The sequence below is a fragment of the Rothia sp. BD8 genome (assembly GCF_044878465.1).
In the GTDB taxonomy this organism is placed as follows: domain Bacteria; phylum Actinomycetota; class Actinomycetes; order Actinomycetales; family Micrococcaceae; genus Rothia; species Rothia kristinae.
On sequence record NZ_JANJES010000003.1, the window covers coordinates 168,584 to 189,205 of the forward strand.

The window sequence follows — 20,622 nt, forward strand, 5'->3', positions numbered from 1 at the left end:
GGAGACCCCGGGCCGGGCCCGGGCCGGGCGGTCCTCAGCCGCAGAGCAGGCCCCGGCGTCGCAGCTGCTCTCGCAGCTGGTCCTCGAAGCGCTCGATCCCGAAGGCGCGGGCGTGCTCCCGGATCCGCTCGGCGTCGTAGTCCCGCGGGTCCAGGGCCTGCACGGCCTCCCGGATGGCCGGGGCGGTGGGCTCGTCGATGAACGCGCCGGTCACCCCCTCGCGCAGGGTGTCCAGGAATCCTCCGGCCCGCAGGGCGATCACGGGCTTGCCGTAGGCCCCGGCTTCCAGCGGGGTGATCCCGAAGTCCTCGTAGGAGACCGCGAGCACCGCGCGAGCCCGGGAGTAGGCCCAGCGCATCTGGGCGTCGGTGAGCCCGCGGGCCACCCGCACGTTGGGCGGCGCCTGGGTGCGCAGGGGCTGGTACAGCGGCCCCGCTCCGATGACCAGGAGGTTGTGCTCCGGCAGGTCCCGGAAGGCCTCCACGGCGTGCTGCACGTTCTTGTACGGCAGCAGGCGGGAGACGATGACGAAGAACTCCCCGGTCCCGCCGTCGGCACGCGCGGTCCCGTCCCACGGGACCTCGTCGATGGGCTCGACGGGGGCCTGCACGTCCACGCTGTGCGGCGGGAAGAGCACCGGAGCTTCGAATCCGTAGACCCGGCGGATGCGATCGCGGACCACGCTGGAGTTGGCGAGGTAGTCGCCCTCGTGGCGGTGTGCGGCCTTCTGGTCCCAGCGGCGCAGGAAGGGCAGCATCGCGGCGAGCACCCAGGACATGGGACCCTTCCCCGCGCGGTCCCCGAGGTACTGGTCGCTGAGGTAGATCCACCGAGCGGGGCTGTGGCAGTAGACCAGGCGGTCCCCGTCGAAGCGGAACCCGTGGGCCCATCCGGTCGTGGAGACGATGCTCAGCCGGGCGGGGACCCGCAGCAGCGAGGAGGCCAGCGACAGCAGGGGCAGGGCCATGCGGTGGTGCCGGCGCAGGAAGCCGATCCGATTCAGCGGGGAGGTGATGATGCGGGCGTCCCGGAACTCGGGGAAGGTCCCCTCTGGGTCGTACAGCGTGGTGTGGATGGGGGCATCGGGGAAGATCCGGTGCAGGGCCAGCACCACCCGCTCCGCTCCTCCGCGCTGGGTGAGGTAGTCGTGGGCGATCGCGATCTCGTGGCGGGGAGTGCGGTGAGAGGATGCGGGGCGGGGGCGGATCAGACGGCGGAGGGCGTTCGTGGGGGAGGCGAACATGTCTCTCAGAAGGTTCGTCGGGCTCTGTCAGGGTGGCGTTCACCGGCGTGGCCTGCCGCTTCCACGCACAGCGCCACCAGCTTACGGCCCAGACCTTCCGGAATGCGGGGCAGAATCCGGTCTACGCCCCCGGCGATCCTCTCCAGGCGGGTTTCGGTGAGCACGGCGGCGAGTCCGCGCACGGCAGCACCCCAGAGACCCGCGGGGCGCCGCTGCGGTCCGAGGGCCTCCTGCCCGTGCTTGGCCAGGAACAGCTCCCGCGCGGCCCCCGAGTGCAGGGCCCGGCGGGCGCGGGAGGCGGTGGTGGTGGCGGCGACGTGGTGCGGGGTCAGCAGCCCGGGCTCGATGCGCACGCTCGCCCCGGCCTGCACGAGCCGCCAGCTCATGTCGACGTCCTCCCAGCCGTACCGCCGGTAGTCCCGGTCGTATCCGCCGGCCAGGTCATGCGCACGTCGGGTCACCGAGCAGTTGCCCGCCCAGTAGCGCCATTGGCGCCCGGCCGGCGTCGCCTCGGCGTCCTGCCTGAAGCGGGTGTTCATCGGGCGCCCGTACACCCGCGCATACGGGGTCTCCGGGTACCTGTTGTCGTACAGGCCGATGACCCCGGAGAGGCCGTCCGGGTCCGGATGCGCCTCGAGATGGCGCTGCACATACTCGGCTCCCGGTTCCAGGTCGTCATCGCAGCGGATGAGGATGTCCCCGCGGGCGGCGTCGAACCCCGCGTTCAGCGCGGCCGAGCGCCCCCGGTTCTCCGGGAAGACGATGCTGCGCAGCCGGGTCATGCCCTCGCGGCGGTAGGTCTCCAGCAGGCCGGCGGTGTCGTCCACGTCCCCGTCCACGACGACGATCACCTCGAAGTCGTCGATGCTCTGCCGCTGGAGCGCATCCAGGGGGTGGTGCAGGCGGTCGCGGCCCCCGCGGGTGGGGATGATGACGGAGGCGCGCACGGCAACGTCGGCGGTGGGCTCGTGCTCGGTCATGGGCGTCCTTCCTGGGCGGGCGGAACGGGGTCCTGGCCGCGCCGGATGCGGTCCAGCACCTCGGCCACTCGTGCCCGGCCGGCTTCCGGTGAGTACAGCCGCCGCCACCTCGAGTGGGCGGCGTCGGTGATGCGCCGGACCCGGGCGGGGTCATCGCGCAGAGTGCGCAGGGCCGAGCGCAGCACGGCGGCCAGGTCCTCGGCGTTACCCGCGCGGGCGATCCACGGGTGCTCCGGGCCGAGCAGCTCCGGGAGGGCGCCGTCATCGGAGACGACCAGCGGCACCCCGGCGCTCATCGCCTCGGCGGCGGTCAGCCCGAAGACCTCGGAACACTCGGAGGCGACCACCAGGAGATCCACCTGCTCGAGGAACCGCTCCGGCACGACGCGGCCGCAGCGCACGACCAGCTCCGCTGGGACCCGACCGATGGCCCGTTCGACGACCGCCACCTCATCCTCGGGGATGTGCCCGTGATCGCCGGCCAGCCAGAGCTCGAGTGATCCTCCTGCGGAAGGGTTCCCGGCGAGCTCCCGGACGGCCTGAGCCAGCGTTGCGACCCCCTTCATGGGGGAGATCCGCCCGAGGAAGCCGACGCGCACGGGCTCGCTGGGAGGCGCAGGACGGCCGGTGATGCTGATCACCGGAGTCCAGTTGGGAAATCCGCGGGTCCCGCGGACCGCGGCCGCGCCGTAGTACGAGGGGATCAGGCTCACGGAACCGCCGATCCGCAGCGCGGCCGCGAAGACCCGGTTGCTCCCGGTCGGCACCTGGTGCAGGTGGGTGATCCTGCGGCGGTGCCCGATCAGCGCGAAGGAGGGCACCAAGCCGTTGCACCAGATCCACGCGTCGCGGTGTCGGGCGGCCCACCGGGCCAGCTGCAGCATGTAGGCGGGTCGGGAGTCGGCGGCCAGGCGCACGACGTCGTATCCCTCGGCATCCGCGCGGCGGCAGACCTCGTCCGGGGTGCGCGGGGCGATCACGGAGACCTCCCAGCCTTCCTCCCTCGCGGCGCGCGCGATGGCGAAGAGCATGACCTCACCGCCGGAGATGTCCCCGTTGTTGGTGGCCAGGTAGAGACGGGTCATGACCCGGTTCCGCTCCGAGCGCCGAGGCGGCGCTTCAGCAGCCCGCCGAGAGGGCCGTAGACGATGCAGCCGTAGACGCGGCCCCATGCGGCCACGACCCGGCCCGCGTCGGTTCGGTCCACACTGCGGGTCCGCAGGGCGGCGCCGAGCACCCCGACGGAGACCCCCACGGCGTCCTTCAGGGTTCCGCCGACCGTGTAGCGCCGCGCGTCATAGGCCGGAAAACGACGGGCCATGAGCACGCGGCCCTGACCGAGTCGGAACCGCTTGCGGATGCTCGCGGAGTTTCCCGATACCGTGAAGTCCACGGCGGCGTCCGGAACGCTCAGGAGGGGGAATCCCGCTTCCTGGACCCGCCAGGAGAAGACCACATCCTCGAAGCCATAGGTGGGAAGCGTCTGGTCGAAGCCCCCGACAGCATCGCAGGCCGCGCGGGTCACGGCCATGCATGCCCCTCCGACGTGCGAAAGGTACGGTGTCTGCACCACACCGAGGGCGCTCGCACCGGTCTCGGAGTCCCCCGGATGATGCGGATGCACGCTCCCCCCGGCGAGGGCCTCCCGGTCCCACAGCGCGTCCCCGAACGCCTGGATCCAGCCATCCCGGATGGCGTCGTCCGCATCGCAGAAGGCCAGCACGCGACCGCGAGCGCGGCGGATCCCCGCATTGCGCGCGGCCGGAATGCCGGGGACCGACCCGCCGTCCACGATCTGCACGGGGAACCTCTCGGCGTCGTGCTCTTCTGCGGCCCAGTGCCGGATGAGCTCGGCTGTCCCGTCGGTGGAGCCGTTGTCCACGATGACGAGCTCGAAGGGGTGCGTGCTGCGCTGGGCCTCCACGGCGGCCAGCTGACGGCCGAGCGTGTCCGCCCCGTTGCGGACGCAGATGATCACCGACACCAGGGGCGTCATCGGGCCTCTCTCCTCGCGACGATCCGCGGTGCAGCGCTGGTCGCGGACATGGCCGGTTCCGAGGCGCCACCTCGCGCCGACACTGCGACGAAGATCGCGAGGCCGAGCACCACCGCCCACGCATTCGTGTAGAAGACCTCCCCCAGGCGCCACGCGCACACGAGCAGCGCGACGGCCGCCCCCTGGGCGATCCGCCCCGCGAGGGGGTCTGCCACGGAGATCGAGCTGAACGGCCGGACGCCCACGAGCACGGTCACCGCGACGATGGAGATCAGCCAGGGCCAGCCGCCCTCCACGAACGCGGACCAGTAGGAGTTGTGGAAGAACCATGCCTTCTCCTCCGTGCCGCCGGAGGAATCCAGGAGGTGCACCACGGCTTCGCCGAGCCCGCGGCCGAAGAAGCCCGTGGTCTGGACCTTCGCCCACGACGCGTCATCGATCCGGTCCCGCAGGGCATCGCTGCCCACGCGATCGGAGAACACGCCGACCTGCGAGAAGTCCTCATTGAGCAGGTTGACTCCCCAGTAGATCACCAGCCCCAGCACGAGCTTCCAGAACACGGACAGCCGGGGCGCCAGCAGGATCCACAGGGCCCCGGCCGCGAAGGCCGCCAGAGAGGTGCGCGAGCCGGTCAGCCACAGCGGCACCGCGGCCGCCAGCAGCCACAGCAGCCGCGCCGGGAGGGTGCGGAACAGCATCAGGCCGAGCAGCCCGAAGATCGCGTAGGCCAGACCGGACTGGTTCTTGTCCCCGATGAATCCGGTGAGGTACCCGCCGTAGTCGTTGGAGGCCAGCCCCGCGTAGAAGGCCGGGATGTTCAGCGCCAACCCGGTGAGATAGCCGATCACCGCGGAGCGGATGTGGATCCGCCCGGAGGCGATGAACCACAGCATCGCCGTCACCACGGTCATGCGGAAGAGCCGGCGCTTCCAGTCCTCGGCATCCGCGGACTGATCCGCCAGCGCGGAGACCAGCCCCACGTAGACCAGCATCAGTGCGTTCAGGACCACCAGCCAGCGGTACTCGCCCAGGGCCACCGCCGGACGACGGCACAGACCGTAGAGGACGACGACGATGGGCATGAACTGGTGGGTGTCCAGGCCGACCCCGGGCACGTGGAAGGGCAGCACCATCACCAGGAACAGGAAGAACTCCACCAGGCGCAGCCGCCCCGCCTCATCGCGCACCCGGTCACGGGTGCGCTCGTACCAGACGGAGCCGGAGCCGGCGGGCCGGACCGTCGTCGTGCTCATCGTGCTCTCCTCCCAGTCCCAGGGGTCCGGACCTCGTCATAGGCCGCGGCGATGCCCGCGCACATCTGCGCGGCATCCCACCCGCCCGTCGCAGGCCCGGGTCCGGCTTCCGCGGTCATCAGCTTCCGCGCGATCACCGCCGGGTCCGGAGAGCTCACCAGGCTTCCCGCGGGCAGGATCTCGGCGTTGCCGCCGACCTCCGTGGCCACCACGGGCAGTCCCACGGCCGCCGCATCCAGCAGCGTATAGGACAGATTCTCCCAGGCCGACAGCTGCGCCAGCACATCGGCCCGGCCCATCGCCTCGATCGGATCCGCGAAGCCGACGAAGCGCACGGCCTCCGCCACGCCCAGCGTCCGGGCGCGGTCCTCCAGCTGCGAGCGCAGCGGCCCCTCCCCCGCGACCTCCAGAGTGGCTTCCGGGACCTGCTCGCGCACCCGCGCGAAGGCCTCCAGCAGGACGTCCAGGTTCTTCTCCGGGGCCAGCCGAGACAGGCTGAGCACCCGCAAGACCCCCGGGGCACCGGGCATCCGGGCGGCGTCGAAGCGCCGTCGCAGGGTCGGGGCGTCCACCCCGTTGCGCACCACGCGCACCCCGCGAGCTCCCCACTTGGCGGCCATGACCTCGGCCGTGGAGGCGCTGACCGCCAGCTTCACGTCCGTGACCCGCAGCCGCACCCCGTGCACCAGATTCATCACCCGGGCGCGCAGCGTCGAGGACTGGTAGACGGAGTCCTCCGGGGCGATCCCGTGCTCGGTGGTGGCCAGCACCGGGCCCCGACGTCGCAGCCCCGGCAGCCGGGAGAGTCCCAGAGCCGCCGCGGCGACGACGTCGGCGAAGGCCAGGTGCGTGTGCACCACTACCGGGCGCAGGGCGCGCACCGTGGCGCGCAGGGTCCGCACCGACGCCGTGAACCCGGCGCCGGTGCCGAAGGCCCCGGTGACCACGGCGGAACCCTGCCCGCGCAGGGCCTCGGCCAGCGCCCCCTCCGGGCACAGCACCACGATGCGATATCCGGGGATGCCCTGTCGCGCGGCGTCGAGCACGTGGCGGGCCACGCCCCCGATCTCGGGGACGGGGACGCACCACAGCGCGATCGGAGCGTTCTGCTCGCTGCCGGAACGGTGTTCCGGCGGTGGAGTCACAGCCACTGCTCCAGGCGGTCCAGGGCGACGAAGAAGCCTTCGCCGTTGTTCACATGCCCCATCCAGATCTCGGGGATGAAGGAGGCATCCGGCACGATCCGGCGCAGCTGGGCGCCCAGCGCGGCCCAGTCGACGTCGCCCTCGCCCACCTGCACGCCCTCGCCGTCCACTCCGGTGCCGTCCACCAGGTGCAGGTGGATGGTGCGCGGAGCCAGCAGCTCGACGGCCTCGCTCAGCGGCATCTTCAGGAAGTTCGCCGCGAGCATCGTGTGGGAGATGTCCAGGCAGAGGTCCACATCGTACTCGTCCGCGAACTCGCGGGTGTCCCGCGGATCCAGGAAGAGGTTGTGGTACTGCTGCCCGCCCATCAGCCACGGGTACGGCGGCAGGGTCTGCGCGGCGATGCGCACACCGTCGGCGTCCAGTCGCCGCAGGGCCTGCCCGATCCGGGCGTACTTGGCTTTGCGCTGCTCCGGCGGGATGTGCCCGTTCTTGGTGAACCCGCCCATGGTCACCACCATCACCGGGTCATCCTCCAGGGTGAAGTACTTCTTCATGTCCCGGGTGATGTCGATGGTCCGCTGCACCTCGCGGATGGAGCGCTCCCAGATCTCCTCGTCCTCGGAGGCCAGGTCCACCAGGAAGTCCCCGGCGAACAGGTCCGGCAGGTGCGTGGTGAAGGACATCGGCAGCTTCTCGTCGAAGACCTCCTCGATGTCCATCTCCAGGTCCTTGTAGGAGAAGTGGAACTCCAGGAAGTCCGGCTTCGCCTCCTCGATCAGGGCCCGGTAGTCGTGGAAGCGCACCGGCAGACCCCAGGGCCGGTCGAAGGAGAAGTCCCGGCGCAGCACGGCGTCGTCCTTCAGGTCGCCCTCGAAGAAGAAGTCCCCCTCGGCGACGTCGCGGTGCAGGGTCCGCCCGATCAGCTGATCCGCATAGTTGGGCTGCAGGCCGCGGCCCGGGGACTTCACGGCCACGTCCTCGGCGGTAACGGTCTCCCCGGCCTTCAGGGCCCGGGTGGCCACCAGGGACTTGGCGAGGTTCACCCGGTTCATCAGCTCGCCGGTGGTCACCTCGCGGGGACCGGCCGATCCGATGGCCTCCTCGACGTCGCGCACCTGACGCACCATCGCCGCGAACTCCTCGGGCAGCAGGGAGACGGTGTGGTCGTTGCCCTCGAGGGTCTTGTCGATGGTGAAGTGCTTCTCGATGATCTTGGCCCCGCGGGCCACCGCGGCGATCGGCACGTGGTACCCGCGCTCGTGACCGGAGTAGCCCACGAGGGTCTGCCCGATCTCCTCCAGCCGGGACATGTACGCGAGGTTCACGTCCTTGTACGGGGCCGGGTAGGCGGACTGGCACTGCAGCAGGGCGAAGCTGGCACCCACCGAGCGCAGCACCTGCACCGACGCCTTGATCTCCTCCTCCCGGGACATGCCCGTGGAGACCAGCATCGGCAGACCGGTGCGGCCCATCGCCCGCAGCAGGTCGTGGTTGGTCATATCCGCGGAGGCCACCTTCAGACCGGGAATGCCGTAGGAGGTCAGCGCCTCCAGGGAGGGGACATCCCACGGGGTGCACAGCACGTCGATGTCCACCTCCTTGCAGTGGTCGAACACGTCGTACATCTGCTCCACGGTCAGGGAGAACTTGGACAGCAGGTCCAGGGTGTACTGGGCGCCGAGATCCTCCCCGGCGGAGGTGCCGCCGGCCTGGCGGTACAGGGCGTCCATGTCCCGCAGCTGGAACTTCACCGCATCCGCCCCGGCCTCGGCGGCCAGGTCCACCAGGCGCTTGGCCAGCTCCGGGTCCCCCTGGTGGTTGTTGCCGATCTCCGCGATGAGGAAGGCGGGGTGGTCCTTGCCCACCGTGTGCCGTCCGATCTGCAGCGTCTCCGCGGAGTCCATGGCAACGGCCAGCAGGTGCCCCCGCTCATCCACCAGCGGCAGATGCTCGATGCCGCCGCCGAACAGCCCCGCCAGCTCCGCCGGCTCGGCCCCCTCCGGAGCGGTGCGGGGGTTCCGGTTGGCGACCTCCAGGCAGGAGACGGACAGGTCCGCGCTCGGGTTGGCCAGCAGCCACCGGCGGAAGTCGCCGTCGGTCAGGGCGCCCTGGAGGATGCCGTGGGCATCCACGCAGAACACGATGCGGGCCCTGTTCGCGGAGATCTTCTGCAGCCCGGTGAGCACCGGGTCCTCGGAGAAGACGACGTAGGGGGAGATGGTGCGTTCGATGATCACTGGTGGGTTCCTCGGTTCTGCGTCTCGTCCTGCGGGTAGGTCTCCCGCAGCTGTGCCTCGGCCGTGGCGAAGTCCACGGGGGTGTCGATGTCCACGCCCTCCACCTCGTCCAGGACGAACAGGCGGATGCGCCCGCCCAGGCGGTTGTGCAGCTCGTCGTAGATGTGCGGTGCGGTGACGTAGAGGGAGCCGTTCTCCCGGTAGCGCAGGGTCTGCTCGGTCAGCTCCTGACGGCGGGGCCGGTGCATGACCTCGTACTCCGCGCTCGGTTCCTCCCCGGGTGCGCCCTGGCGCCAGATGAACGGGGACTCGGGGATCACCCCGACCATGGACTCCGCATCCGAGTCCAGGAACTCCCGGACTGCCCGGGCGATGGTTCCCGGCAGGCGCAGCGGAGAGGTGGCCTGCAGCAGCATCACCGCATCCGGGGCGAAGCCGTCCGCGCGCGCCCAGGCCAGGGCGTGCTCGATGACGGGTTCGGTGGCCGTGGTGTCCTGCGCGAGCTCGGCCGGACGCAGGAAGGGCACCTCGGCGCCGGCCTGCCGGGAGATCTCGGCCAGCTCCTCATCGTCCGTGGAGACGATCACGCGCAGATCCGTCTCCGGGGCGAGTTCGTTCCGGGCGGCCAGCGCCTGGGCGATGGTCCAGGCGACCAGGGGCCGTCCGGCGATGGGTCGGAGGTTCTTGCGGGGGATCCCCTTGGATCCCCCGCGCACCGGGATGACGGCCAGGACCTGGCTCATGGTGTCGGTTCCTCTTCCTGCTGCTGTGCGATGGTGTGCGGGGCCGACGGGTGCCGGTCCTCGGTGAGGATCTGGGCGATCCTGCGGGCGGGCTCGACGTCGGGCCGGTCGGGCGCGGGGGTGGGCGGTCCGCCCCAGGGGCGCATGCCGTAGCGTCCCCACAGCTCCCGCAGCCAGGCGGGCGGTCGGCGGTGGTGCACCCAGGCGGGCAGACCGAGGGCCGCGGCCTCCAGGACCCCGGTGGAGAACACCGAGACCACGGGCGATCGCAGCCGCGTCAGCGGCTGGCCGGCGTCGTCGAAGGCGATGCCGCGCCGGCGCCACCAGCGGTGCACGAGCCGGGAGAGGAGGTCCCGTTCCCCGGGATGCGGGCGGTAGACCGCACCCTGCTTCCTGCAGAAAGCGTAGCAGGAGCGGATCAGCCCGATCCTGGGCAGCTCGGCCCCGTGCAGCTGGCCCAGGAACACCGGGGCGGCCTCGACGGCTTCTGCGGGACCGCGCGGGGCGGCGCCGGCGCGCCACAGCAGCTGGGAGCCCACCACCTCCGCCGTGGTGTCCGGACGGCCCGCGGTCCAGTAGGCGGCGTCCGCGGCGGAGAAGGCCAGCAGGTGCGCGGCCCGCGGCAGCGGGGGTGCCATCGGCACCAGCAGGCCGTGCTGGACCACCCAGAACGGCAGGTCCCGCTGCTCGCGCCAGGCGTCCGCCGCGGCGCCGACCGGCAGGTAGGAGCCGACCCCGAGCACCCGGCGCACGCTGCGCAGCTCGGGGGCCTGCCCCAGCTGCTGCCCCGTCAGCTCCCGGGTGCGCCAGGGCCCGCCGGGCAGGTGCTCGGTGACCTCGTGGGGGGCGAGCACGGCGAGGTCGCGTTCCGACAGGTGGGTCAGGGGCTCCAGCAGGGCGGCCCGCTGGGTGGGGCCGGTGGTCTCCAGGGCGACGAGCAGCTCGGGCGCCTCGCCGCGTACGTGCAGCGCGAATCGGGGCTGCGGCTCGGGGATGCGGCGGATCCGCCGGACTCCGCGGGCCGCGGCGGTCTTCAGGGTGCGCGGCAGGTTGCGCCGGGCCTGCCAGCGGTGCCAGGCGCGCAGGTCCGCGGGGTGGGTCAGTCCCACAGCTTCTGCACCTCCCGGGCCCGGTGGGCGAAGGTGTGCTGCGCGAGGGTCCGAGCGCGCCCCGCGGCGCGGATGCGCTCGGACCAGGGCCGATCGGCGAGGACCCGGCGGGACAGCTCCAGCAGCTGCTCGGGGCTGCGGTAGATCAGCACCTCCGTGCCGGGGTCGTAGAACTCCTCGACGTCGGGGCGGTCGATCAGCTGGATGCCGTTCATCCCGGGCACTTCGAAGGTGCGCATGGCCAGCCCCTCCTGCAGCCCGTGCACGTTCAGGGCTGCGGCGGCGCGGGCCTGCACCGCGTAGGCCTGCGCCAGGGGGATGTCCCGCTCGGAGGGCAGATCCGGGCGGGCCCATTCCCAGGTGCGCAGCTGGTCCACCGGGTGGTGGGACCAGCCGCGCCCGTAGGCGCGCACCGGCACGCCGTGCCCGGACAGGTGCTCCAGCAGCTGCACCCGGTTGGGGTAGCGGGAGCCGACGAAGACGATCTCCTCCTGGGTGCGGGTCTGCGGCGGGGCCAGCTCGGGGTCGAAGCCGTTGGGCACGTAGGCCGCGGGCACCCCCGCCTCGGCGAGCATGTCCGCTTCGGAGCGGGCGTAGCTGATGACCCCCGGCAGCTGCCGCAGGAAGTCGAAGTCGTAGCGGTGGCGGGAGAGGTCGTCGTAGAGCCACAGCAGGTGCGGGACCCCCTGGGCGCGCACCTCCTCCCAGAACGCCTGCCCCAGGGCGTCGGCCTTGATGACCAGCAGCCGGTCCGGTCGGTGCTCGCGCAGCACCTCCACGGCGCGCCGGGTCAGGTCCGCCTCGGCCCGCTCCCGGGAGTCCGCGCCGAAGCGCTCGGGCAGCTCGTAGCGCAGCTTGTTGCGCAGCTTGGCCCCCACGGTGTCGAAGGCGTCGTAGCGGTGCACCGCCGTCTCGTAGCCCAGGGCCCGGAAGCCGCGGGCGATGGAGTGGCAGTACCCGTGGAAGGCGGGGCTGATGATCAGCAGCCGCTGGCCGCGGGGCTCGCTCACTGGTTCGCCCCTCGTTCGCTGAGGCCGGTCAGGGCCCATTCCTCCCGGAACGTGCGCAGCGGGGCGACGTCGCGCCCGGCGGCCCGGCGCAGCACCTGGTGCCCGAGGTTCACCAGGGTCGCGGCCCGCAGCGCGGCGCGCAGCCGACGCTCCCCGCCCCACTTGCGGGCGTACAGGAAGCGGGAGGCCACCAGCCACCGGCGACGCAGCCCGGGGTTGGAGGAGCCGCCGCTGGCGTGGGTGACGGTGATATCCCCGAGGACCGCTGAAGACACTCCGATCTCCCGGAGACGCCGTTGCAGATCGACCTCTTCGGCGTTCATGAAGAATCTCTCGTCGAATCCACCGACCGATCGCACGGCCTCCACCGGAAGAATCATCGCGGCCCCCATGACCCAGTCCACGGGGTGTTCTCCGAGAGCCTCTGCCTGGGTATCATGCCCGACTGCCTCGTGGAGGGCCCGACGATCTCGGTACCTGGCCAGCGGTGTCAGCCACTCCACGACCTGTTGCCTGACCGTGGGAAAGTGCCGACCCACCCATTGGGCGGTGCCGTCTTCATTCAGAACGCGGGGCGAGTAGACGGTGGGCCGAGCCCCACGCACTCTTTCAGTGATGCGGGCGACCACGCCCTGAGCAAGATCCAGGTCGGAGTTGAGGACGAGTGCCCAGGGAGTCGTGGCCTCAGCCAATCCGGTGTTCACGGCAGAGCCGAATCCGCCGTTGCTCTCCCGTCGCACCACCTTGACGATCAGCCCGTGGGGGTTCTCTTCTTCGGAGAGCTCCGCGTCCTGGTCCAGGAAGGGTCGGGGCGAACAGTCATCCACGACGATCACCCGCAGGTCGGCGATCCCCTGCTGCCCAGCGAGCTGCTTGATCAACGACCGAGTGTCATCGGGCGTTCCGTAGTGGGGGATCACCACGGTTACAGGGTTCTCCTCAGGACTGACAGATGTGTTCGCTCCTGCACCGGACGTGGCGCCGGCGACCGGATGGTCCAGCTGACGGGGAGGGACCCGCCCGGCGATTCGATAGCGCCAGTGCCCCTCGAGGATTCCCTCAGCCCACCCGAGGTGCTCCCAGCTCGCGCGACGCTCAGCTGGGTCGACGTTCGGCCGAAGGGTGAGCACCGCCTTCAGCAGGTCCTCGGGGTACCGGCGGAGGGAGCCTGCGAAGGATATCGGCGGCAGCGGCCTGCCCTCTCGGAACCGAGCCCAAAGCAGCATCCACCCCAGAGCGTAGGCTCGACGCTGCTTTCGCACGGCACGCATCGTGCGCCGCTGCACGTACCAGGAAGAGGCGAGCGTCGTCGTCGTGAGCTGGAATCCCGCTTCCTGCGCTCGCCAGTCGAAGTCGACCTCCTCGTGCCCGGTCGGGAACGATTCGTCGAAACCCCCGATGGCATCCCAGACGGTCCGCTTCATGCCCCTGCTGGACCCAGGCGTATAGGGCAGGTATCCCATCGTCCGGTATTCCGGGCCGAGCTTCCTGCCGGTGTCGGTCTCCACCCAGGTGCCCACCAGATCTGCCTCATCGAGGGCTCGTGCCACCACACCGACCCAGTTTCGACTCACGCGATCATCAGCGTCGCAGAGCAGGATTTTCGATCCGGACGCAACCGCGATTCCCGCGTTGCGGGCATGGGAGGGCCCTTGAGTCTTGTCAGCCCGGACCACCCGCAGGTCCCCGGGGACGCGATCGGACCAAGCCAGCGCCGCTTCCCGTGTCCCATCCGTGGAGAGGTTGTCCGCGACGATGATGTCGAATGCCGGCGAGTCGACCTGCTGCGACAGCGCTTCCAGCTGCCCCCCGATGCTGTCGGCGGCATTGAAGGCGGGGATGACCACGGTGATGTCTGCGGGATGGCTCACGATGCGCTTCCTGTCGGGCTGGAGAGGTCCGGATGAATGGTGCTGAGTGCGCGTTCGGCGGCTTCGCTGCCGAATCGACGCCGAAGCTCAGCAGCAACGGCCTCGGATCGTCTTCGATAGGACGCCGGAGCGCCGAGCACGGAGACCACGGCATCGGCGAAGGCCTCCGGATCCGAGGTCACGCCCGCGAACCAGGAGTCGTCCCCGATGCCTTCGGCTCCCACGGGAGTGGTGACCACCGGGACTTCAGAGGCCAGGGCATCGAGGGTCTTGAACTTGACCCCGGCGCCCTGGAGAAGCGGGACCACGGCCACGTCGGCCCGAGCGTATTCCTCGGCGAGGTCCGGGACGAAGCCGAGCAGCTCGGCCCCCGTCCCGTCGGCATCTCGCCGGACGGTGTCGCGGATGCCTCCTCCAGCGATCCGCATCCGGACATCGGGAACCTGCTGCCGGATGCCGGGCAGCACCTCGCGCAGGAACCATCGCAGCCCCTGCTCGTTGGACCAGCGAGCCAGGTAGGCGACGAACAGGATCGTCGGCGGCGCCGACTCCTCGACCGATCGCGTCGACGCTGCGGGAAGATCAACCGGCGGAGGCAGGGTGCGCACACGGGGAGATCGCGGCAGCAGCGCCGCGTCCTTCTCGGACAGGACCACCAGGGCGTCGGGCCCACCGGACCCGGTGGCCAGACGCCGTTCATCGCGGCGGACGCGCCCGACCGCCCATCGGCTGTAGACATTCAGAAGAAGTCGCGAGATGCCGGTGCGCGGGCTGGTCTGGGCGGCTCGGGAGAGCTGCTGGCTCAGCACGTCATGAAGGGTCACCACCGTGCGAGCCGAGGGGTTGATCCGGCGGATCGTGCGCAGCAGGTCAGCCTGCTCCTGCCACTGCAGATCGACGACGTCCGCCTCGTGCAGCAGCCGGGTGGCCGCCGGATCCTCGCGCAGCCGATGGTGCATCCAGCGGGAAGCTCGCCCGGTCTCGAGAAACCGGGACACCCGGGAGCGCAGAGCCGACCGCTGGGCCGGGGTCTCGAGGATCACCACGTCACGCAGCCAGGACGCCGGGCGGGCCCGGCGCACGGCAGGACCGTCGGGGACGATGACGCTGACATCCGCCCTGTCCGCAAGCCACCGACTCGTGCGGGAGATGAGAACGCCGCCGGCGTGCTCCGGGTTCTCCTCGGGCACAAGAGGCGTGATCATCACGACCCGCTGCCGTCTCGAAGCCCTCATCATCGCATCAGCGCTGCCCGCTCGATCACCGGAAGCACCTTCCTCGCCCAGCAGTCCCAGGACAGGACGCTCTCGAATCTTTCGCGGGCCTGCGCACCCCGTCGATCCCGCAGCTCTGGGTCCACCAGCTCGGTCAGCGCCCTGACCGCCTGATCCTCGTCGTCCACCAGACTCCCCGTGACGCCGTCCACCACGACATCCGCGACGCCGCCGGTGCTCTGCACGACGCACGGCAGGCCGAAGCCCGCCGCATCAGCGAGCGTGATTCCGCCAGCCGCCCCCCGAGTCAGCTCCAGCAGGACGTCGTGCCGCGCGTACTCCTCGGCCATCTGGGGCCGGGACACACGCCCCGGAGCTCGCACCCACGTGGGCAGCGGCGTTCTGGGAGTGTCACCGAGGACGGTGAGCACCGCCGACACACCGGAGTCCCGGAGCCGTCCGACGACCTCGACGGCCCGGTCCCCGCCTTTCCTGTGCCAGTCCGTCGCCACGGCGAGCACACGCAGCACCCCATCCTCAGAGGTTCTGCGGGGCATGCCGTCGGGGTTGCCCACGGCTGGCCCGAAGGGCGCCACGGTGATCCGCTCCGGCTCCGCCCCGTAGTCCTCGACCAGGGAACGTCGCGCCCAGTCGGAGGCCACGACCATCTGGTCAGAACGGCGCAGCGCAGCCCGCTCGATGGCATCTCCCTGCCACCGTGCGAACGCGCTGAGATCCGTGAACTGGGGATACAGCCCCTGGATCGCCCGGAACGTCGCGTCGGTGATCTGGACGCAGGGAACATCCAGCCGAGCCCGTGCGAGCACCCCGGATGCCGCAATGCCGACCACAGCGTCGGGGCGGCGCTTTTCGACTTCGCTCCGGGTTGTGCGGCCGGACCTGCCCGCGGTCGCCCACGAGTGCTGGGGGAGATAGCCGCGGCGCAGGGCACCTGAAGCTCTGGCCAGGACCCGGTCCACCCGGTGGTGGGAGACACTGATGCTCGTTGCGGTGAGCCGGTGCCCACGGGCCTCAGCCTCCCGTCGCAGGGCTTCCAGCATCGGGACCACGGCGCCCGACCAGGCCCGCGGATCCTTGAGGTCCCACGGGCTGACAACCAGGATCTCCAACGCTAACTTCCCTCCGAGGGTCCGTTCCCCAACGGGGGAGGCGCACCTCAACTCGCTGACTGCCGCTCCGCCGTCGTGCGGCTTCAGCTGACCCCGTTGAACAGGCTGGTCACGGAGCCGTCCTCGAAGACCTCCTTGATCGCGCGGGCGATCAGCGGGGCGATGGACAGCACCGTGAGGCCCTCGAAGCGCCGCTCCTCCGGCACCGGGAGGGTGTTGGTCACGACGACCTCGGTGGCCCCGGAGTCCTTCAGCCGCTCCACGGCCGGCCCGGAGAACACGGGGTGGGTCGCGGCGATGATGACGTCCTTCGCCCCGGCCTCGCGCAGCACGGACACCGCCCCGGAGATGGTCCCGGCGGTGTCGATCATGTCGTCGATGAGCACGCAGGTGCGGCCCTTGACGTCCCCGACCACGGTCTTGGCCACGGCCTGGTTGGGCACGGAGATGTCCCGGGTCTTGTGCACGAAACCCAGCGGGGCACCACCCAGCAGCTCGGCCCACTGCTCGGCCACCCGCACCCGGCCGGTATCCGGAGAGACCACCGTGACGCCCTCGGTGCCGACCTTGTCGCGGACGTAGTTCGCGAGGATCGGGATGGCCATGAGGTGGTCCACCGGACCGTCGAAGAACCCCTGGATCTGGGCGGTGTGCAGGTCCACGCTCATGATGCGATCCGCCCCGGCGGTCTTGTACAGATCCGCGATGAGCCGGGCGGAGATGGGCTCGCGGCCCTTGTGCTTCTTGTCCTGTCGGGCGTACGGGTAGAACGGCGCGATGACGGTGATCCGGCGGGCGGAGGCGCGCTTGAGCGCGTCGATCATGATGATCTGCTCCATGAGCCAGTCGTTGATGGGCGCCGGGTGGGACTGCAGGACGAAGCAGTCCGCTCCGCGCACGGAGTCCTCGTAGCGCACGTACGTCTCGCCGTTGGCGAAGTCGTAGGCGGACACGGGCAGCAGATCGCATCCCAGGTTCTTCGAGATCTGCTCGGCCAGCTCCGGGTGGGCGCGGCCGCTGACCAGCGCCAGCTTCTTCTCCCCCGGGTTCGTCAATTTGCTGCTCATGGATCAGCCTTCCTCGCCGTCGTGCTGTGCGTGTGCTGCGCGCTGGGCCCGGGCGGCGGCATCGGCCGCCGCGGTACCGGGTCGCTTCCTCTCCACCCAGCCCTCGATGGTGCGCTGGGGGGCGTCGTTGATGGCCAGTGCCCCGGCGGGGACGTCCTGGCGGATCACGGTGCCGGCGCCGGAGTAGGCCCCGTCACCCACCGTCACGGGGGCCACGTACATGTTGTCCGAGCCCATCCGCACGTGCGAGCCGATCACGGAGCGGTGCTTGTTCACCCCGTCGTAGTTGACGAACACGCTGGCCGCGCCGATGTTCGAGTGCTCGCCGATGGTGACGTCTCCGGCGTAGGACAGGTGCGGCAGCTTGGAGCCCGCCCCGATCTGGGCGTTCTTGGTCTCGCAGAAGGTGCCGATCTTCCCGCCTTCCCCGAGCCAGGTGCCCGGGCGCAGGTAGGCGAAGGGCCCGACGCTCGCCCCGGGGCCGATCTCGGCGTCGGAGCCGTGGGTGCGCACGACCTCCGCGCCCTCCCCCACCAGCACATCGGTCAGGGTGGTATCCGGGCCCACGGTGGCCCCGGTCTCGATCACCGTGGTCCCGTGCAGCTGGGTGCCGGGCAGGATCGTGACGTCCTCGCCGATCGACACGGTCGCATCGATCCAGGTGGTGGCCGGATCGACGATGCTCACCCCGGCGCGCATGTGCCGCTCGGTGATGCGGTCGTTGAGGACACGGCCCAGCCGGGACAGCTGGACGCGGTCGTTGGCGCCCTCCACCTCCCAGCGGTCGGCCACGCTCAGCGCGGAGGTGCGGTGCCCGTGGGTGCGGGCGATCGAGAGCACGTCCGTCAGGTACTTCTCCCCCTGGGCGTTCTCGGTGGTGACCTCGCGCAGGGAGTCCCGCAGCACGGCGGCGTCGAAGGCGTAGATCCCGGAGTTGACCTCGGTGATGGCCAGCTGCTCCGCGGTGGCGTCCTTGGCCTCCACGATCGCGGTGACCTCCCCGCCCTCGTTGCGGATGATCCGCCCGTAGCCGCCGGGCTCCGCCAGGTGGGTGGTCAGCACGGTGACGGCGTTGCCCGCCTCGCGATGGAAGCGGGTCAGCTCGCCGATGGTGGCCGGGGTCAGCAGGGGCACGTCCCCGTAGGTCACCACCACGGTGCCCTCCAGGGGTGCACCGAGCCCGTCCAGGGCGTCCACGGCCACCTCCACGGCGCGCCCGGTGCCCGGGATCTCGTCCTGGTCCACGAGCAGGGCCTCGGCGTCGAAGGCGGCGACGTGCTCGGCGACGCGCTCGCGCTGGTGGCGCACGACGACCGCCAGGTGCTGCGGGGCGAGCTCGCGGGCGGTGGCCACGGCGTGCTCGACCATGGAGCGGCCGCCGATGGGGTGCATGACCTTGGGCAGGGCCGACTTCATGCGGGTCCCCGCCCCGGCGGCGAGGACGATGACGGCGGTCGGTGCGCCGGTGGCTTCGGACTGGGGTGCGGAGGTCAAATCGGAAGTGCTCCTCGACGTAGCTGTGCCGGCGCCGCGGCACCGTGTCCTGGTCGTTCCGCCTCTAGGACTCGAACCTAGAATAACGGCTCCAAAGGCCGCTGTGTTGCCGATTACACCAAGGCGGAGTGCGCCCCGGAGGCGGTCTGGGAGCGTCAGGGACGGACGGTTGCCCATGCTACCAAAGGGGCGAGGAGCCTCCCGGACCCGCCTCGCGGCAGCTGCGGCCCGGCAGCACGTACGCTGGGCGGGTGGCACATCTACTGGGTGGAGAGTCCCTGCACGTCCGCTTCCCCACGCGGACGGTCTTCGAGGGCGTGACCGTGGGGGTCAACGAGGGCGACCGCATCGGCATCGTCGGGCGCAACGGGGACGGCAAGTCCACGCTGCTGTCCCTGCTGGGGGGGCGCCTGGAACCGGATGCCGGGCGGGTCACCAAGCGCTCCGGGATCACCGTGGGCTACCTGGATCAGTCCGATGTGCTGGACGGGCAGGACTCCGTGGGCCGGGCGATCGTCGGCGACGCCGCGGAGCATGAGTGGGCCTCGGACCCGAAGATCCGCGACGTCGTCTCCGGTCTGGTGGGGGACCTGGACTGGGCCGCGCCGGTGGCCTCCCTGTCCGGCGGGCAGCGGCGGCGCGTGGCCCTGGCGAAGCTGCTGGCCGGGGACTGGGACGTGCTGATGCTGGATGAGCCCACCAACCACCTGGACGTCGGGGCGATCACGTGGCTGGCCGAGCACCTGAAGCGCCGCTGGTCCCGCACCGCCGGCGGCCTGCTCACGGTCACCCACGACCGTTGGTTCCTGGACGAGGTCACCAGCCGTACCTGGGAGGTGCACGACGGCGTCGTTGAGCCCTTCGACGGCGGGTACGCCGCCTACGTGCTGCAGCGGGTGGAGCGGGACCGGCAGGCCGCGGCGGCCGAGGCGAAGCGGCAGAACCTGATGCGCAAGGAGTTGGCGTGGCTGCGCCGCGGCGCCCCGGCGCGCACCTCCAAGCCGAAGTTCCGCATCGAGGCGGCCAACGAGCTGATCGCGGACGTTCCCCCGGTCCGGGACACGGTGGGTCTGGCGCAGATGGCGGTGTCCCGGCTGGGCAAGGACGTGGTGGACATCGAGGACGCCTCGGTCTCCTATCCCCTGCCCGACGGCGGCACCCGGCCGGTGCTGCGCGAGGTCACCTGGCGCATCGCCCCCGGCGAGCGCACCGGGATCCTCGGGGTCAACGGCGCGGGCAAGTCCACCCTGCTCGGCCTGGTCACCGGCGCCGTGCAGCCCACCGAGGGGCGGGTCAAGCGCGGCACCACCGTGCGCATCGCGACCCTGACCCAGCAGCTGGACGAGCTGGAGGAGGTGGCCGAGGACCGGGTCTCCGAAGTGATCGGCCGCAAACGCACCAGCTACGTGGCGGACGGGAAGGAGATGACCCCGGGTCAGCTGCTGGAGCGTCTGGGCTTCACCAACGCGCAGCTGTCCACCCCGGTCAAGGACCTCTCCGGCGGGCAGAAGCGGCGCCTGCAGCTGCTGATGATCCTGCTGGACGAGCCGAACGTGCTGATCCTGGATGAGCCCTCCAACGACCTGGACACGGACATGCTCGCGGCCATGGAGGACCTGTTGGACACCTGGCCGGGCACCCTGCTGGTGGTCTCCCACGACCGCTACCTCATGGAGCGGGTCACGGATCAGCAGTACGCGGTGCTGGATGGCCGCTTCCGCCACCTGCCCGGCGGGATCGACGAGTATCTGCGTCTGGAGGCCGCCCACGACGCCGGTTCCTCCCGGCGGGACCAGGCCAATCCGATGGGCGCGGCGTCGTCCCCGTCGGCCTCCGACGCCGCCCCGGACGCCGTGGCACCCCGGTATTCGGGGGCGCAGGTGCGGGAGGCGCAGAAGGAGCTGAAGTCCGTGGAGCGGAAGCTGGCGAAGCTGGAGGAGACCAAGCAGGCGGTGCACGCGCGCATGGCCGAGCACGATCAGACGGATTTCCAGGGCCTGGGCGAGCTCAGCGCGGAGGCCTCCTCCACCCAGGAGGAGATCGACGCCTTGGAGGAGCGGTGGATGGAGCTGTCCGAGATCGTGGAATAATCCGATTCCGCAGTCACGGCTCCACGGCCGCCGTCCA

Annotated in this window: 16 protein-coding genes and 1 tRNA gene; 1 reads left to right on the top strand and 16 read right to left on the bottom strand. The window is 71.0% G+C overall.

The genetic code is table 11. From position 1 onward, the window contains the following. Positions 1 to 34: 34 nt before the first annotated feature. From NQ707_RS03760 to NQ707_RS03835, 16 genes are all read right to left on the bottom strand, one after another. Positions 35 to 1,243: a glycosyltransferase gene (locus NQ707_RS03760; protein ID WP_363834865.1), complete on the bottom strand. Its 1,209-nt coding sequence runs from the start codon at positions 1,241 to 1,243 to the stop codon at positions 35 to 37. Positions 1,244 to 1,248: 5 nt separating this feature from the next. After that, entirely contained in the window at positions 1,249 to 2,223 is a 975-nt protein-coding gene (locus NQ707_RS03765; protein WP_404434856.1) for a glycosyltransferase family 2 protein, read from the bottom strand. Next, a complete protein-coding gene (locus NQ707_RS03770) occupies positions 2,220 to 3,308 on the bottom strand; it encodes a glycosyltransferase family 4 protein (protein ID WP_404434859.1) in 1,089 nt (362 codons plus the stop codon). Before NQ707_RS03770 ends, NQ707_RS03765 begins: the two co-directional genes overlap by 4 nt. After that, positions 3,305 to 4,219, bottom strand: coding sequence for a glycosyltransferase family 2 protein (locus NQ707_RS03775; RefSeq protein ID WP_404434861.1), 915 nt, complete (start codon positions 4,217 to 4,219; stop codon positions 3,305 to 3,307). Before NQ707_RS03775 ends, NQ707_RS03770 begins: the two co-directional genes overlap by 4 nt. Continuing rightward, complete coding sequence (locus tag NQ707_RS03780; RefSeq protein ID WP_055684341.1) at positions 4,216 to 5,472, bottom strand: hypothetical protein; 1,257 nt, start codon at positions 5,470 to 5,472, stop codon at positions 4,216 to 4,218. Before NQ707_RS03780 ends, NQ707_RS03775 begins: the two co-directional genes overlap by 4 nt. Then, positions 5,469 to 6,530, bottom strand: coding sequence for a glycosyltransferase family 4 protein (locus tag NQ707_RS03785; RefSeq protein ID WP_244884087.1), 1,062 nt, complete (start codon positions 6,528 to 6,530; stop codon positions 5,469 to 5,471). The genes NQ707_RS03780 and NQ707_RS03785 overlap by 4 nt, the downstream gene beginning before the upstream one ends. 83 nt (positions 6,531 to 6,613) lie before the next feature. After that, positions 6,614 to 8,857: an N-acetylneuraminate synthase family protein gene (locus tag NQ707_RS03790; protein ID WP_055684339.1), complete on the bottom strand. Its 2,244-nt coding sequence runs from the start codon at positions 8,855 to 8,857 to the stop codon at positions 6,614 to 6,616. Further along, positions 8,854 to 9,600 (bottom strand): cytidylyltransferase domain-containing protein, encoded by a 747-nt coding sequence (locus tag NQ707_RS03795; RefSeq protein WP_055684338.1) that lies wholly within the window; start codon positions 9,598 to 9,600, stop codon positions 8,854 to 8,856. The genes NQ707_RS03790 and NQ707_RS03795 overlap by 4 nt, the downstream gene beginning before the upstream one ends. Continuing rightward, positions 9,597 to 10,709, bottom strand: coding sequence for an RNA-binding protein (locus NQ707_RS03800; protein ID WP_193554003.1), 1,113 nt, complete (start codon positions 10,707 to 10,709; stop codon positions 9,597 to 9,599). The genes NQ707_RS03795 and NQ707_RS03800 overlap by 4 nt, the downstream gene beginning before the upstream one ends. Further along, positions 10,700 to 11,719, bottom strand: a complete 1,020-nt coding sequence (locus NQ707_RS03805; protein ID WP_064724920.1) for a glycosyltransferase — start codon at positions 11,717 to 11,719, stop codon at positions 10,700 to 10,702. The genes NQ707_RS03800 and NQ707_RS03805 overlap by 10 nt, the downstream gene beginning before the upstream one ends. Further along, positions 11,716 to 13,590, bottom strand: coding sequence for a glycosyltransferase family 2 protein (locus NQ707_RS03810; protein ID WP_404434870.1), 1,875 nt, complete (start codon positions 13,588 to 13,590; stop codon positions 11,716 to 11,718). The genes NQ707_RS03805 and NQ707_RS03810 overlap by 4 nt, the downstream gene beginning before the upstream one ends. Continuing rightward, positions 13,587 to 14,780: a glycosyltransferase gene (locus NQ707_RS03815; RefSeq protein WP_061225277.1), complete on the bottom strand. Its 1,194-nt coding sequence runs from the start codon at positions 14,778 to 14,780 to the stop codon at positions 13,587 to 13,589. The genes NQ707_RS03810 and NQ707_RS03815 overlap by 4 nt, the downstream gene beginning before the upstream one ends. Positions 14,781 to 14,824: 44 nt before the next feature. Then, positions 14,825 to 15,934 (bottom strand): glycosyltransferase family 4 protein, encoded by a 1,110-nt coding sequence (locus NQ707_RS03820; protein WP_055684334.1) that lies wholly within the window; start codon positions 15,932 to 15,934, stop codon positions 14,825 to 14,827. Between the two features lie 83 nt (positions 15,935 to 16,017). Next, complete coding sequence (locus NQ707_RS03825) at positions 16,018 to 17,001, bottom strand: ribose-phosphate diphosphokinase (protein ID WP_055684333.1); 984 nt, start codon at positions 16,999 to 17,001, stop codon at positions 16,018 to 16,020. Between the two features lie 3 nt (positions 17,002 to 17,004). Next, positions 17,005 to 18,495 carry a bifunctional UDP-N-acetylglucosamine diphosphorylase/glucosamine-1-phosphate N-acetyltransferase GlmU gene (gene glmU, locus NQ707_RS03830; protein WP_055684332.1) on the bottom strand — a complete coding sequence of 497 codons (1,491 nt, stop codon included), beginning with the start codon at positions 18,493 to 18,495 and terminating at the stop codon, positions 17,005 to 17,007. A 56-nt stretch (positions 18,496 to 18,551) separates the two neighbouring features. Beyond that, a tRNA-Gln gene (locus NQ707_RS03835) sits at positions 18,552 to 18,623 on the bottom strand. A 123-nt stretch (positions 18,624 to 18,746) separates the two neighbouring features. Here NQ707_RS03835 and NQ707_RS03840 point away from each other — a divergent pair. After that, positions 18,747 to 20,585, top strand: coding sequence for an ABC-F family ATP-binding cassette domain-containing protein (locus NQ707_RS03840; RefSeq protein ID WP_404434874.1), 1,839 nt, complete (start codon positions 18,747 to 18,749; stop codon positions 20,583 to 20,585). Positions 20,586 to 20,622 lie beyond the last annotated feature (37 nt).